This is a genomic window from Phenylobacterium parvum (genome assembly GCF_003150835.1).
Lineage (GTDB): Bacteria > Pseudomonadota > Alphaproteobacteria > Caulobacterales > Caulobacteraceae > Phenylobacterium > Phenylobacterium parvum.
Genome location: NZ_CP029479.1, coordinates 2,077,668 through 2,092,551, shown reverse-complemented (window position 1 = coordinate 2,092,551; position 14,884 = coordinate 2,077,668). Strand labels below are relative to the sequence as shown.

Genomic DNA, 14,884 nt, shown 5'->3' with positions numbered 1-14,884 from the left:
TGCGATGGACGCGGTCCCCGTCGCCGCATAGCCTCCTGAGAGCTGCCTCCGGACGACCCGGAAAGCTTCCCAGCCTGGGGCCTCGGGCATCTGGCCGAAGCCAAGCACAGACAGCAAGGGAGCGACCATGCCCGAAGGCCAGCCCGGAACGGGGATCCTGCGGACGCCGGAAGCCCGGTTCTCCGTTGTCGAAGACTATCCCTGGTCGCCCAGCTACCTCGAAGTCGAGCCCGGCCTGCGGATGGCCTATGTCGACGCCGGACCCAGCGACGCGCGGGAGACCCTGCTCCTGCTCCATGGGGAGCCGATGTGGGGCTATCTCTACCGGAAGATGATCGGGCCGCTGGTTGAAGCCGGCTATCGGGTGATCGTCCCCGACCTGATCGGGTTCGGCCGGTCGGACAAGTTCATCGACCCCGAGCGCTACACCTACAGCGGCCATGTCGCCTGGGTCAGCGCTCTGATCGACAAGCTCGACCTGAAACAAATGACCATCTTCGGCCAGGACTGGGGTGGCCTGATCGGCGGCCGGGTCTTGGCGGAGAACCCCGACAGGTTCGCGCGCGCGGTGATGTCGAACACCGCCCTGCCCGCAAGCGGCCCGGCCATACCCGGACTGACCGCCCAGGCGCCGTTCACGGCGGATCAGCTGCGGGAGCGCTTCGGGGTGGACTGGCGCGAGACCCTGGACCCGGATGACACGATAAATGCGGAGAAGATCCAGGCCCTGATCGCCCGCGGGCCATCCTTCTATTTCCTCGCCTGGCGGGTCTACAGCCAGACTGTCGCAGACCTCGCGCCTTCGAGGATCATTCCGGGATGGTGCGTGAGTCCGGTCTCCGCCGCCGCCCGCGCGGCCTATGACGCTCCCTTCCCCGACGAGAGTTACAAGGCGGGGTCCAGGCGTTTCCCCCTGCTGGTGCCGATCACCGCCGACGATGTCGAACGGACGCGCTGCGACGCGGCCTGGGACGTCCTGCGCGCATCGGACATACCCTTCCTGACCCTGTGGGGGGATCGTTGCCCGTTCACCTATTCGGAGCGGGGCGAGATGTACCGTTCCCAGATCCCAGGTGCGAAGCGGCCGGGGGTTGAGCACAAGGTTTTTGCTGCCGGGCACTTCAGCCAGGAGGACGCGGGTCCCGAAATGGCTGGAGAGATCATCGCCTTCATCCAGCGCTTCCCGTGACGCCCGGGCCTGCCTATCGTCTGCAAGATGCCCATCCACAGGGCCAGTCTTCGCCCGCCGGCGCGCCGGGAATCCATCGGGAGCGTGACGCATGATCAACCGTCAGAGACTGCGTCTGGGCTGGGTGGTGCTTGTCGGCCTCGCCTACCTGGCCTGTCTTCTCTGGTATGGGGGTTCCGGCCCGGCCCTGACGCCCAGCGAGGGCAGGGCCTTCCTGGAGCGAGTTCGGACGTCCCCGTCCGCCTCCGGACATCCCGAGGTCCTGACGACCCTGGAGACCCTGATCGCCCGCGATGACGGACGAGAGTTCTACATGTTGAACCTTGAGCAGCTTGCCGCAGGCCCGGAGGCCCGTAAGGCGGACATGGCCTATGCGCGCGTCGTGCTTCCGGCCTTGCTCAGGAACGGTTCCCTGCCGGTCTACATCGGTCGTGTCCAGGGGCAGCTGATCGGAGACCACCCCAGGGCGTTTAACCGCGCCGCCCTGGTCCGCTACCGATCCCTGCGCGACTTCCTGGTCATCTTCACCGATCCGGCCATGACCTCAGGCGTCGGCAACAAGTTTGCCTCCCTGACCTATACCGAGGCCCGGGCGACCACGCCGGTGTTCTCGCTCCTTGCGATCCAGCTGGCTGCGGCAGGGGTGTTCGGCGCCCTCGGTCTCGCCGGATGGGGCCTCCTGCGGCCGAGGTAAACCGGTCCCCTCCGCCCGTTGCCCCGACATCCTTCGGGCTGCTAGGCTTTGCCCCTCTTCCGGCGCCCCTCAGGCAAGGACATCCCCATGAAGGTCTATTTCGCTCCGAACTCCCGCGCCGTGCGTACGGTCTGGCTCCTCGAGGAGATCGGCCTGCCCTACGAGCTGGAGCGCTTCACCCTCGGCCAGAGGGAGATGCGGGGGCCGGAATACACCCGGATCAACCCGAACGGGCGGGTCCCGACCCTGATCGACGGCGACACGACCATCTCCGAGAGCACCGCGATCGCCCAATATCTCGGGGCGAAGTACGCCCAGCACCTGACCCCCGGTCTGGACGCCCCCAACTTCGCGCTCTTCCTGCAGTGGCTGCACTATGCGGAAGGCATGATCATGCCGCCGATCAACAACTACGTGGTCGAGACGGTCCTCCTGCCCCCCGACCGGCGGAACCCGGAGATGGCGGCGCGGGCCGTGAAGCTGCTCAACCGCGTGCTCGAGGCCGCCGAGGCGCACATGGCCGGGCGCGAGTTCATCGCCGGGGACTTCACCATCGCCGACACCATCACGGGACACGCCGTCATCATGTCCCGCCGCCTCGGCGCGGACTTCGGCAACTTCCCGAACCTCGGCGCCTATGCCGACCGGCTGGAGGCGCGCCCCGCCTTCAGGGCCGCCGAGGCCGCCTGAGCGGGCTGGCCGGGGCCTACTCCCCCGGGTGTAGGGATCGTTCGGCCCGCCGATGCGCTCCAGCCGCATGCGGCCGAGGTCGGGCCGGGTCCAGCCCATCCGGCCGTCAGGCTCCAGCCAGCGGCGGACCTCTATCCCCGGCATCCCCTTGGGCCGCAGGATGAAGGCCCCCGCCTCGTAGGTCGCGATCGCGACGATGGGGGTGCGGAAGTCCCGCACCGAGACGTCGTGCACGGCGTTGGCCTCGGTCCCGTCGGCCCGGGCGTCGGCGATGGTCCCGCCCCCCATGTCGACGATCCGGTTCCCGCACTGCTCGATCCGCTCGACATAGCCGTGCATGCGCTCGCCCGGCGCCGGCGCCCGGCCGTTGACCTCGACGATCCGCCAGATCCCCCGCAGGTCCGGGGCGCCCGCCGCCAGGGGCTCGCCGCACCGCTTCAGGACCGGCTCAGGGAAGGTCCGGCCGTATCCGCCCGGGACCTTCGGGGTATGCGCCACGGGAATGTCGTCGGCCCGCAGGGTCGCCTCGGCGGAGGCGCCCGCCGCCGCCAGGGCCAGGGCCGCAAGGAAGGATGAAACGCCAGCCGCCATGTCGCGCCCTCCGGGTCAGGGCGAGGACTGTCCCAGCAATGGGGATGACCGTAAAGCGGGCTCCCGTTCCGGCTTGGCCGGGATGTGGCGAAGGGTGAAGGTCTCAGGCTGCGGGGTCCAGCCTCCGCCGGCCGGCGGTGTGAAGACCTGCCTGGGGTCAGCCTGACCCCACGCCTCCCGCAACTGCTGCGCAAGCGCGGGTCCGGAGTGCTCGCGTCAGGGTTGAGGGCTGGAACAGCAGGGGAAGACACGCTAAATAATGCCTTAATCCCCGACATCCGTTGGCCTCCTCGAGAGAACATAACTGTCGAATAGCTATTTGGGGTGGCGATGGACTCGCTCACCCAGGCGGAGCATTTGAATGCCGGATTCGCCCATTCGACTGGCGCAACCTGCTCCTGGCGTTCGCCCTTCACCGATTAACGGTCGACATCTTCGGACATCCCTGCGCGGGGCGATGCTCGCCAGCGTCGCAACCCTGTTCTTCGGTCCAGCCATCGCCCAGGAAGCCTCCGCCGTCGCGCCGCTGGCTGGGCGTGAGCTGCCGGTCGGACCCCAGGTCGTGCAGGGCGGCGTCGCCTTTGGGAACCCCGCCCCGAACCGCCTGCTGATCACCCAGTCCACCCAACGGGCGATCGTCAACTTCCAGAGCTTCGACATCGCCTCAGGCGCCGGCGTGCGCATCGATCAGCCGGGTCCGCTGGCGGCCTTCCTGGGGCGCGTGACCGGCCAGGACGCCTCGATCCTCGCCGGGTCCCTGAGCGCCAATGGCCAGTTCCTGCTGGTCAACCCCAACGGCATCGCCATAACCAATGGCGCGACGATCGATACGGGCGCGTTCGTCGGTTCGACCCTGGACATCGCCGACGCCGACTTCCTGTCAGGAAACCTGACCTTCCGGCGCGCCGGCCGCGCCGCCACCGTGGTCAACCAGGGAACCGTCACGGCCTCTCAGGGCGCAGCCCTGGTCGGGTCGGGTGTGGTCAACGAGGGCGTGGTCGAGGCGCGGCTGGGCCGCATCGGCCTCGGCGCCGGCGATCTCCTGACGGTGGACTTCTCGGGGGACAAGTTCCTGCAGGTCGCGCTGCCGGTGACAGATGCCGAGGGTCTCGTGGACGCCCTGGGGCGTCCACTCAGCGCCCTCGTCACGGCGGGCGGAACCGCCCGGGCTGAGGGCGGGCGCATCTATCTGTCGGCCCAGGGTGCACGCGAGCTCATGCTGGGTGCGGTCAGGGTGGACGGGTCGCTGATCGCCACCACGGTGCGCGAGGGCCCTGGCGGGCGGGTTCGCCTGGGCAATGTCGCCATCGACGGGGGCGGGTCGGACCTGGTCCAGGTCACGGGCCGCATCGACGCCTCGGGCGGCGCAGGGCTGGACGGCGGGACGATCGAGGTCGCGGGCGGCTTCCTCGGCCTGGGCGGAACGATCAACGCTTCGGGCGGGGTCAACGGCGGGTCTGTGACCCTGCGCGCCGAGCGCACCCTGAGCCTGGCGGACCAGATTGCGGCGATGGGACGGACCGGCGCCGGCGGCCGGCTGACCTATACCGCCGGCGGCGCGGTGACGGAGATCGCGGGGGCGGTCAACAACGCCTCTGGCGGACTTCACGGCGGCGTCATCACCGTGACGGCGACCGGGGACCTTGCGACCTCGGGCGCCTACCTGGCGTCGGGCTTCCTCGGCTATGGCGGACGGGTGGACCTTACGGGCGGGTCGGTGCGCCTGCTTTCGACCCGGATCGACGCCTCGGGCGGGGCGATGGGCGGACTGGTCCGCGTCGGCGGCGCCTTCCAGGGCGGCGCGGCGGATCGCACGGCCCGGGCTGACTATACCTCGCATGAGGGCCGTTTCGGGCTCCTGCCCACCCTGGCCGCCGCCCGGAGCACCTTCGTCAACGACGGCGTCACGATAGATGTCGCCTCGTCCCGGGGCCAGGGCGGATCGGCGGTGATCTGGTCCGACGACCTCACGACCATGCTGGGCTCGGTCCTCGCCACCGGACGTCGCGGCGGCGGCTGGGTCGAGGTCTCAGGCAAGGAGACCCTGCGCTATGTCGACCTGACGCGGATCGAAACCGGTGTGGGCGGGGGCCTGCTGCTGGACCCCCGCGACATCATCATCGGTGACTTCCCCCAGGCCCAGGCCTGGCAGTATGCCGGGATCATCGGGACCGGGTTCGGAAGTCCCGATCGTGACATCGGCTCCACCCTGGAGGCCAACGACCAGTTCGGTTTCTCCACCTCGCTGAATGCGGCCGGGGACCGGCTGGCGGTCGGTGCGGCCACCGACGACGGGTTCGGCAATACGGCCACCGACTCCGGCTCGGTGCGGCTGTTCACATTCACCGACGCCGGCTTTGCCGGCGGGGCGCTCGCGGCGACCATTGGCCGGGGCTACACGGGCGGAAACAACATCGACCTCGGCGCCGCCCTCGGGAGCAATGACCAGTTCGGCGGGTCCGTCTCTCTCAACGCGGCCGGGGACCGGCTGGCGGTCGGCGCCTATTTCGATGATGGCTCCAGCAACGGGTTCACGGACTCTGGCTCGGTCCGGCTGTTCACCTTCACCAACACCCGTTTTGCCGGCGGGGTGCTCGCAGCGACCATTGGCCGGGGCTATACCGGGGGCAGCAATCTCGACCTCGGCGCCGCCCTGGAAGGTGGGGATACCTTCGGTCGGTCCGTCTCGCTCAACGCGGCAGGCGACCGGCTGGCGGTGGGGGCGCCCATCGACGCCGGCGCGACCAATACGGTCCCCTATTCCGGCTCGGTGCGGCTGTTCACTTTTACAAACACCAGTTTCGGCGGCGGGGCGCTCGCGGCGACGATTGGCCGGGGCTATACCGGCGGCAACAACATCGACCTCGGCGCCACCCTGGAGAACAGCGATCAGTTCGGCGTCTCGGTCTCGCTGAACGCGGCCGGCGACCGGCTGGCGGTTGGGGCGCCCTTCGACGCGGGTTCGGGCAATGGGTTTTCCTTGTCCGGCTCAGTGCGGCTGTTCACCTTCACCAACACCAGCTTCGGCGGCGGCGCGCTCACGGCGACGATCGGACGGGGCTATACCGGGGGGAACAATCTCGACCTCGGCGCCGCCCTGGAGGCCTTCGACCTCTTCGGCATCTCCGTCTCGCTGAATGCGGCGGGAGACCGGCTTGCGGCTGGGGCGGGAATTGAAGACGGCTTCGGCAATGCGGTCTCCGATTCCGGCTCGGTCCGGTTGTTCACCTTCACCAACACCAGCTTCGGCGGCGGCGCGCTCGCGGCCACGATCGGTCGAGGCTATACGGGCGGCAACAACATCGACCTCGGGGCCGCCCTCGAGGCTGGCGATCGCATGGGCTGGTCCGTCTCGCTGAACGCCGCCGGCGACCGACTGGCGGTCGGGGCGCCCGTGGAAGACGGCTTCGGCAACGGGTTCACCGACTCCGGCTCGGTCCGGTTGTTCACCTTCACCAACACCAGCTTCGGCGGAGGGGCCCTCGCAGCGACCCTGGGTCGCGGCTATGGCGGTGGAAGCAATCTCGACCTCGGTGTCGCCCTGGAGGCCAACGACCAGTTCGGTTTCTCCACCTCGCTGAACGCGGCCGGGGACCGGCTGGCGGTCGGGGCTCCCCTCGACGACGGCTTTGGCAACGGGTTCACCGACTCCGGCTCGGTGCGGCTGTTCACCTTCACCAACACCAGCTTCGGCGGCGGCGCGCTCACGGCGACCCTTGGCCGGGGCTATGCCGGCGGTAACAATCTCGACCTTGGCGCCGACCTGGAGGCCAATGATCTCTTCGGCCATTCCGTCTCATTGAATGCGGTCGGTGACCGGCTGGCGGTCGGGTCGCCCAATGACGATGGTTTCGGAAGTAGCGTCGACTTTTTTGGTTCTGTTCGTCTGTTCACCTTTGCCAACGGCAGCTTCGGTGGCGGGGCGCTCGCAGCGACGATCGGCCGTGGCTATACCGGCGGCGCCAATCTCGACCTCGGCGCGGCCCTGGACAGCGGCGATAAGTTCGGCGCCTCCGTCTCGCTGAACGCGGCTGGTGACCGGCTGGCGGTCGGTGCGCCCGGCGACGCCGGCTTTGGCAACGCGTTCGGCGTGTCAGGCTCAGTGCGTCTGTTCACCTTTACCAACGCCAGCTTCGGCGGCGGGTCGCTCGCGGCGACCCTCGGGCGGAGCTATTCGGGCGGCGCCAATCTCGACCTCGGGGCCGCCCTGGAGGCCAACGACCAGTTCGGTACATCCGTCTCGCTGAGTGCAGCGGGCGACCGGTTAGCTGTCGGGGCGAACAATGACGATGGCTTCGGCAATGCGTTCGCCGACTCCGGCTCTGTTCGTCTCTTCACCTTCAGCAACAGCAGCTTCAGCGGAGGTGCGCTCGCGGCCATCATTGGCCGGGGCTATACCGGCGGAAGCAATATCGATCTGGGCGCGGTCCTGGAGAACTCCGACCAGTTTGGCGTCTCCGTCTCACTCAATGCGGCCGGAGACCGGCTGGCGGTCGGGGCGGCGGGCGATGACGGCTTCGCCAATGCATTCTTCAACTCTGGCTCGGCGCGGTTATTCACCTTCACCGGCGCCAGTTTTGGTGGAGGCGCCCTCGCGGCGACCCTCGGCAGGGGCTATGGCGGGGGAAACAATCTCGACCTCGGCGCCACCCTGGTGGCTAATGACGCGTTGGGCTCGGTCTCGCTGAACGCCGCCGGGGACCGGCTGGCGGTCGGGGCGTGGGGGGACGCCGGGTTTGGCGATGTTTTCGCCAACTCTGGCTCGGTGCGGCTCTTCACCTTCACCAACACCAGCTTTGCCGGCGGTTCGCTCGCGGCCACCCTCGGCCGGGGTTATCCCGTTGGAAACAATCTCGACCTCGGCGCCGCCCTGGAGTCCAGCGACCAGTTCGGCTTCTCCGTCTCGCTCAACGCGGCCGGGGACGGGCTGGCGGTCGGGGCATTCGGCGATGACGGCCTCGGCAATGCCTTTACGAACTCCGGCTCGGTGCGGCTGTTCACCTTCACGAACACCAGCTTTGGCGGTGGTGCGCTCGCGGCGACCATTGGCCGGGGCTATACCGGCGGAAACAATCTCGATCTCGGTGTGGCACTCGAGGCGAACGACTGGTTCGGCTTCTCCGTCTCGCTCAATGCGGCCGGTGACCGGCTGGCGGTCGGGGCAACCGGGGACGACGGCTCCGCCAATGCGTTCACAAATTCCGGCTCGGTGCGGCTATTCACCTTCACCAATACCAGCTTCGCCGGTGGCGCGCTCGCGGCGACCTTCGGCCGGGGCTATAGCGGCGGAAGTAATCTCGACCTTGGCGCCGACCTGGGCACCTTCGACCAGTTCAGCGCCTCCGTCTCGCTGAATGCCGCCGGGGACCGGCTGGCGGTCGGGGCGGCCGGAGACGACGGTTTTGGCAATGGGTACTCCGACTCCGGCTCGGTGCGGCTGTTCACCTTCACGAACACCAGCTTTGGCGGTGGTGCGCTCGCGGCGACACTGGGCCGGGGCTATGTCGGTGGAGATAATCTCGACCTCGACGCCGCCCTGGAGGCCAGCGATGTCTTCGGCTTTTCAGTCTCGCTGAACGGGGCCGGGGATCGGCTGGCGGTAGGGGCATACGGAGACGATGGCTTCGGCAATGTTGTCACCAACTCCGGCTCGGTGCGGCTGTTCACCTTCACGAACACCAGCTTTGGCGGTGGTGCGCTCGCGGCGACTATTGGCCGGGGCTATACCGGCGGAAACAACATCGACCTCGGCGCCGACCTGGATGCCAGCGACTGGTTCGGCGTCTCCGCCTCGCTGAACGGGCCCGGGAATCGGCTGGCGGTCGGGGCGCCCAACGACGACGGCTTCAGCAATTTGGTCTCCGACTCCGGCTCAGTGCGGCTGTTCACCTTCACGAACACCAGCTTTGGCGGCGGTGCGCTCTCGGCGACCCTGGGCGCGGGTTATGTCGGAACCGGGAATCTGGACCTCTATGGGCTGGGACTGGTCGGAGGGTTCGGCAGCGCGGTGGCCTTCGACGCCGCGGGCGAGCGACTGGCGCTCGGCTCACCAGTGTTTGGGTCCAATACAGGCGCCGTGCACCTGTTCACATCCACGCTTTTGCCAGCCGGCAGCCTGGCCTTCGCCACCAATTCCACGGGGACCAGCTATGTCCCCGTCGCAGGCCTTGCCGCCGCCCTGGCCAGCGGGACCAACATCACGCTGGAAGCCTCCAACGACATCACCCTCATCAGCGCCCTGAATGTTGGTGGCGCCACGGCTGGGACCCTGACCCTGACGTCGGGACGATCCATCCTGCTGAACGCCCCGATGACCACGGCCAATGGCTCCGTGAACCTGACCGCCAATTCCGGTGGGTCAGACCTTGCGACCGTCAACGCCAACCGCCAGGCGGGGGCGGCGGTCATCACCATGGGCGCCGGCGCGACCCTCAACGCGGGAACCGGCGCGGTCAGCATCACCCTCGCGCCGGGTGCGGGCCTCACCACGCCGACCAGCGGTTCGGTGACCCTGAATTCCATCACCGCCCGGACGATCGCCGTCTCCAACGCCGGTCCGACCACAGGCAGCAACCTCGTCCTGAACCCCGGGACGGTCCTGGCCGCCTCGGGCCCGGGCCGGGCCATCGACCTTCAGGCTCGGACCGGGACCTTCACCAACAACGCCGGGGCAGGGGCCTTCAGCCTGACCGGCGGCGGCGTCTACGGGGTCTTCTCCGACACGCCGGACAACACGCTGGAGGGGGTGACCGGCTTCACCCGGCGCTACAACATCGCCGACGCAGCTGCATTTGCGGCCTATGCGCCCGCCGGCGCCAATGTGATCGCCTATCGCATCGCGCCGGTCCTGACAGTGACCGCCGACTCGTTGAGCCGCATCTATGGAAACGCCAACCCGACCCTGACCTATGGCGTGACCGGCTTCCTGACCGGCGACACCCTGGCCAACAGCACGACGGGTGCAGCGAGCCTCAGCACAACAGCGACCGCGTCCACCGGCGTCGGGTCGGCGCCGATCACGGTCGCCCTGGGCATGCTCGCTTCCGAAGTGGGTTACCAGTTCACCCTGGTCAACGGTACGCTGGGCATCACCCCGCGGCCGATCACCCTGACCGCAGACGCCCTGAGCCGCGTCTACGGCGAGGCGAACCCGGCCCTGACCTACACGGTCGGGGGCTCCGGCCTGGTCAACGGCGACACCGTGACCGGGGCCCTCGCCACCACCGCCACTCCATCCACCGGTGTCGGAACCGTGGCCATCACCCAGGGCAGCCTTGCGGCTAACGCCAACTACGCGGTCACCTATGTCGGGGCCAACCTGACCATCACCCCGAGGCCCCTGCTCCTCACGGCCAACGCCCTGAGCCGCGTCTACGGCGAGGCGAACCCGGCCCTGACCTACACGGTCGGGGGCTCCGGCCTGGTCAACGGCGACACCGTGACCGGGGCCCTCGCCACCACCGCCACCCCATCCACCGGTGTCGGAACCGTGGCCATCACCCAGGGCAGCCTTGCGGCTAACGCCAACTACGCGGTCACCTATGTCGGGGCCAACCTGACCATCACCCCGAGGCCCCTGCTCCTCACGGCCAACGCCCTGAGCCGCGTCTACGGCGAGGCGAACCCGGCCCTGACCTACACGGTCGGGGGCTCGGGGCTGGTCAACGGCGACGTCCTGACCGGGGCCCTGGCCACCACCGCCACCCCGTCCACCGGGGTGGGAACCGTGGCCATCACCCAGGGCAGCCTGGCGGCCGGCGCCAACTACGCGGTCACCTATGTCGGGGCCAACCTGACCATCACCCCGAGGCCCCTGCTCCTCACGGCCAACGCCCTGAGCCGCGTCTACGGCGAGGCGAACCCGGCCCTGACCTACACGGTCGGAGGCTCGGGGCTGGTCAACGGCGACGTCCTGACCGGGGCCCTGGCCACCACCGCCACCCCGTCCACCGGGGTGGGAACCGTGGCCATCACCCAGGGCAGCCTGGCAGCCGGGGCCAACTACGCGGTCACCTATGTCGGGGCCAACCTGACCATCACCCCGAGGCCCCTGCTCCTCACGGCCAACGCCCTGAGCCGCGTCTACGGCGAGGCGAACCCGGCCCTGACCTACACGGTCGGGGGCTCGGGGCTGGTCAACGGCGACGTCCTGACCGGGGCGCTCGCCACCACCGCCACCCCGTCCACCGGGGTGGGAACCGTGGCCATCACCCAGGGCAGTCTTGCGGCTAACGCCAACTACGCGGTCACCTATGTCGGGGCCAACCTGACCATCACCCCGAGGCCCCTGCTCCTCACGGCCAACGCCCTGAGCCGCGTCTACGGCGAGGCGAACCCGGCCCTGACCTACACGGTCGGGGGCTCGGGGCTGGTCAACGGCGACGTCCTGACCGGGGCCCTGGCCACCACCGCCACCCCGTCCACCGGGGTGGGAACCGTGGCCATCACCCAGGGCAGCCTGGCGGCCGGCGCCAACTACGCGGTCACCTATGTCGGGGCCAACCTGACCATCACCCCGAGGCCGATCACGATTACGGCCGATGCCGTAAGGCGCTTCGTGGGTCAGCCGGATCCGGCCCTGACCTACCGGGTCACGACCGGGGCCCTGCAGTTCGCCGACACCCTTTCGGGACGCCTGGCCCGAATGGCTGGAGAAGCGCCGGGGGCCTATCCGATCCTCATCGGCTCGGTCGGCAATCCGAACTACCAGATCGCCTTTATCGGCGCGGACCTGACCATCATTGGCCTGGGTCCCGACCTCATTCCCGCAAGCCAGCTCCCGGGGACAGGTCCGGCGCCGGGGCCTGGCGGCGGTGCGTCGGGGAGCGCCCCAGCCCTACAGGGCTCGGCTGTGATCGACGGTGCGGCGGGGGTCGGAGACGCAACAGAGCGTCCGGCGGTGGGCGCTGTGGCCGGAGCCTGTGTCGCGGCCGCCGCCGGCGTCTGTCTGCCCCCCGAATAGGAACCTGCCGATGACGCCTTCCCTGGCCGCAAGGTCGACGGCCTTCGCCCTGGTCACCAGCGTGGTCATGTTGGCGTCGGCGCCATCCCTTGCCCAGACGCCATCGCCAAGCCAGTCACGGCCAGCACAGGCGCTCGAGAACCAGGTTCCTCCCGGCGGCTTTCGCTTCCCCGCCGCAAGGGGACAGGGTGCGCCGGAGGGTGCAGACGCCATTCGCTTCGCCCTGCGCGACCTGCAGGTCGACGGCGGCCTGGCGCAGCTGGAGGCCCGGACGCAGGCGTTGAAGCCGGCCCTCGGGGCCGAAGTCTCCGTCGCGGATGTCTATGGTTACGCCGCCGCCCTGCAGGCGGCCTATTTCGAGGCGGGTTACCCGCTTGTGCGCGTCGTTGTGCCCGCCCAGGATCTTGAACGCGACACCGGGATCGTGCGGGTCCTGGTCGTATCCGGGTTTGTCGAGCGGATTGACCTCCAGGGTCTGCCCGACGCCGTACGGGCCAGGGTGGAGGCTGTGCTCACGCCCCTGGTCGATCGCGAGCCCCTGCTCGCCTCCGAGTTCGAGCGGCGCCTCCTGCTGGCCGGCGACGCCTCCGGCCTGGCCCTGCAATCCGCGCTGAGCCCGGGCACCCTCACCGGCGGAACGGTTCTTGTGGTGGCTGGAGAACACCGACCGTTCCAGATGGCCGTCACGATCGACAACAGCCTGAGCGAAGAGGTCGGGCGCGAGCAGCTGACGGGTTCCCTGGCGCTCAACAGTCTCCTGGGCCTGGGTGAGCGGATCCTCCTCACCGCCGCGATTTCGCCGGACGACCCCTCCTGGTCCGACGACACGCTTCGTCGCTACGCCTCGCTCCATGCCCAGGTCCCGCTCGGTAACCGTGGCCTGAGCGTCGGGGGTGAACTCGCCTTCAGCGCGTCGGCTCCGAGGGGCGCTAGCGCCCCGCTGGCCCTCCAGAATGAGTTCAACCGGGTGGGCGTTTTCGTGAATCTCGCGACCCTGCGCTCCCGCCACCGTTCACAAGATATCCGGCTCACCCTTGAGGCTGCCAGCGAAGGCCAGACCACCGGCATCCTGGGCCCCGCCGTGGACCTGTTCGCGGACCGGACCCGGGTCGCCAGGATCGCTATCGACGGCTTTGAGGCCCTCGATCGTGGCGGCCGCGTGGACTACGAACTTGAGGTGTCGCAGGGCTTAGATGGCCTGGGCGCCCGGTCCGTCGACGAGGCGACGCCCCTGAGGCCCCTGTCCCGCTTCGGGGCGGATGCGAAATTCACGCGCCTCCAGGGGTCGCTGGGCGTCTTCGCGCCGCTCGGGGACGCCTCATCCGCGAGGGTTCTGCTGCGAGGCCAGACCGGCTTCGGGAATCCCCTGCTGCGCTCTGAGCAGGGCGCAATCGCCTCGGCTGATCTCATTTCCGGCCCGCCGACCGGCTCCCTACTCGGCGACGACATGCTTGCCGCCCGGCTCGACGTGAGCCGGGCCCTCCCGGCGGGTCGCACCACAATCCTGCCCTACGTCTTTGGGGCGGCCGGGCGGACCTGGCTCCAGTCCCCGCTGCCGGGCGAGCTTGGCCGCGCGGATACGCGCCAGCTTGGCGCGGGCCTGCGCTTCGAGGCGGCGACGACTGGGCGAGCCTCGATGTTCGGCCGGCTGGAATGGTCACATGTCGAAAGCGACCAGGCGTTCGCCGACCGGGACTGGATCTCGGCGTCGCTGACCTGGCGATACTGAGCCGGCGGGGGAGGGAACACCATGGCGAGCTCTGGCCTTGTAAACTCCGTGCTCGGGCCGATCTCCGGCGACCAGCTCGGCTTCACCCTCATGCACGAGCACGTCATGGTCGCCGCCAGCGGCCTCTACGACGCCTATCCCGACCTCCTGGGCCAGGACCGGGAGGCCCGCGCCATCGCCGCCCTGTCGGAGGCCAAGGCCGCGGGGATCGACACCATCCTGGACGCCACCACCTTCGACCTCGGCCGCAACGCCGAGCTGCTGGTCGCGGCCTCGAAGGGCTCGGGGGTCAACATCATCAACGTCACCGGCTGGTGGCTGGACGTCCCGCGTTTCCTCACCGGCGTCGGGCCCAACCAGATGGCCCGGGAGTTCATCCGCGACATCGAGGAGGGCTTCCGCGGCACGGGGGTCAAGGCCGGCATGCTGAAGTGCGCCGCCGACTTCGAGGGCGTGACCCCGCCCCTGGAGACCATGGCCAGGGCCGTGGCCCGCGCCCACCGGGAGACCGGGGCGCCGATCATGGTGCACTCCTTCCCGACCGGCCAGGTCGCCAGGCGCCAGATCGCCATTTTCAAGGAGGAGGGCGTCGACCTCACCCGGGTGAAGATCGACCACTCCAATGACACCACCGACACCGAATACCTGACCTGGATCCTCGACCAGGGCTGCTATCTGGGCCTCGACCGCTATCCGGGCCGGCATGTGAGCCCGCACATGCGCACGGTGACCCTGAAGCGGCTGATGGACGCCGGCTGGGGACACCGGCTCTGCCCCTCCCACGACTGCATCTGCCTGCATGTCCACAACGAACTGCCCGACGGCTCCATGCCGGACGAGCACGCCTTCCTGAAGTCCAATCCGGACCAGTACCTCTACATGCACCGGCATGTGATCCCGGACCTCCAGGAGATGGGCGCCACGGACGACGACATCCGGATGCTGTTCGTGGACAACCCGCGCCGGTTCCTGACGGGCGAGGGTTAGGGATAAGTCAAAGACCCCGGCCCCCAGCGGGTCTAGGCTCAC

The 14,884-nt window shown here is 69.0% G+C and carries 7 protein-coding genes; all 7 read left to right on the top strand.

Annotated features, from left to right (window positions below; all coding sequences use genetic code 11):
* The first annotated feature begins 127 nt into the window (after positions 1-127).
* The 7 genes from HYN04_RS09890 to HYN04_RS09865 all read left to right on the top strand — a co-directional run bounded on the left by HYN04_RS09890 (position 128) and on the right by HYN04_RS09865 (position 14,842).
* Positions 128-1,189: a haloalkane dehalogenase gene (locus HYN04_RS09890; RefSeq protein ID WP_110450602.1), complete on the top strand. Its 1,062-nt coding sequence runs from the start codon at positions 128-130 to the stop codon at positions 1,187-1,189.
* Between the two features lie 91 nt (positions 1,190-1,280).
* Positions 1,281-1,883 carry a hypothetical protein gene (locus HYN04_RS09885; protein ID WP_110450601.1) on the top strand — a complete coding sequence of 201 codons (603 nt, stop codon included), beginning with the start codon at positions 1,281-1,283 and terminating at the stop codon, positions 1,881-1,883.
* Between the two features lie 87 nt (positions 1,884-1,970).
* Positions 1,971-2,573 carry a glutathione S-transferase family protein gene (locus HYN04_RS09880; protein WP_110450600.1) on the top strand — a complete coding sequence of 201 codons (603 nt, stop codon included), beginning with the start codon at positions 1,971-1,973 and terminating at the stop codon, positions 2,571-2,573.
* Between the two features lie 228 nt (positions 2,574-2,801).
* Positions 2,802-3,149, top strand: a complete 348-nt coding sequence (locus HYN04_RS13490; RefSeq protein ID WP_162599620.1) for a hypothetical protein — start codon at positions 2,802-2,804, stop codon at positions 3,147-3,149.
* 472 nt (positions 3,150-3,621) lie between these two features.
* Positions 3,622-12,126, top strand: a complete 8,505-nt coding sequence (locus tag HYN04_RS09875; protein WP_162599619.1) for an MBG domain-containing protein — start codon at positions 3,622-3,624, stop codon at positions 12,124-12,126.
* Positions 12,127-12,136: 10 nt separating this feature from the next.
* Positions 12,137-13,855 carry a ShlB/FhaC/HecB family hemolysin secretion/activation protein gene (locus tag HYN04_RS09870; protein ID WP_110450598.1) on the top strand — a complete coding sequence of 573 codons (1,719 nt, stop codon included), beginning with the start codon at positions 12,137-12,139 and terminating at the stop codon, positions 13,853-13,855.
* Between the two features lie 21 nt (positions 13,856-13,876).
* Complete coding sequence (locus HYN04_RS09865) at positions 13,877-14,842, top strand: phosphotriesterase family protein (protein ID WP_110450597.1); 966 nt, start codon at positions 13,877-13,879, stop codon at positions 14,840-14,842.
* The last annotated feature ends 42 nt before the right edge of the window (positions 14,843-14,884 follow it).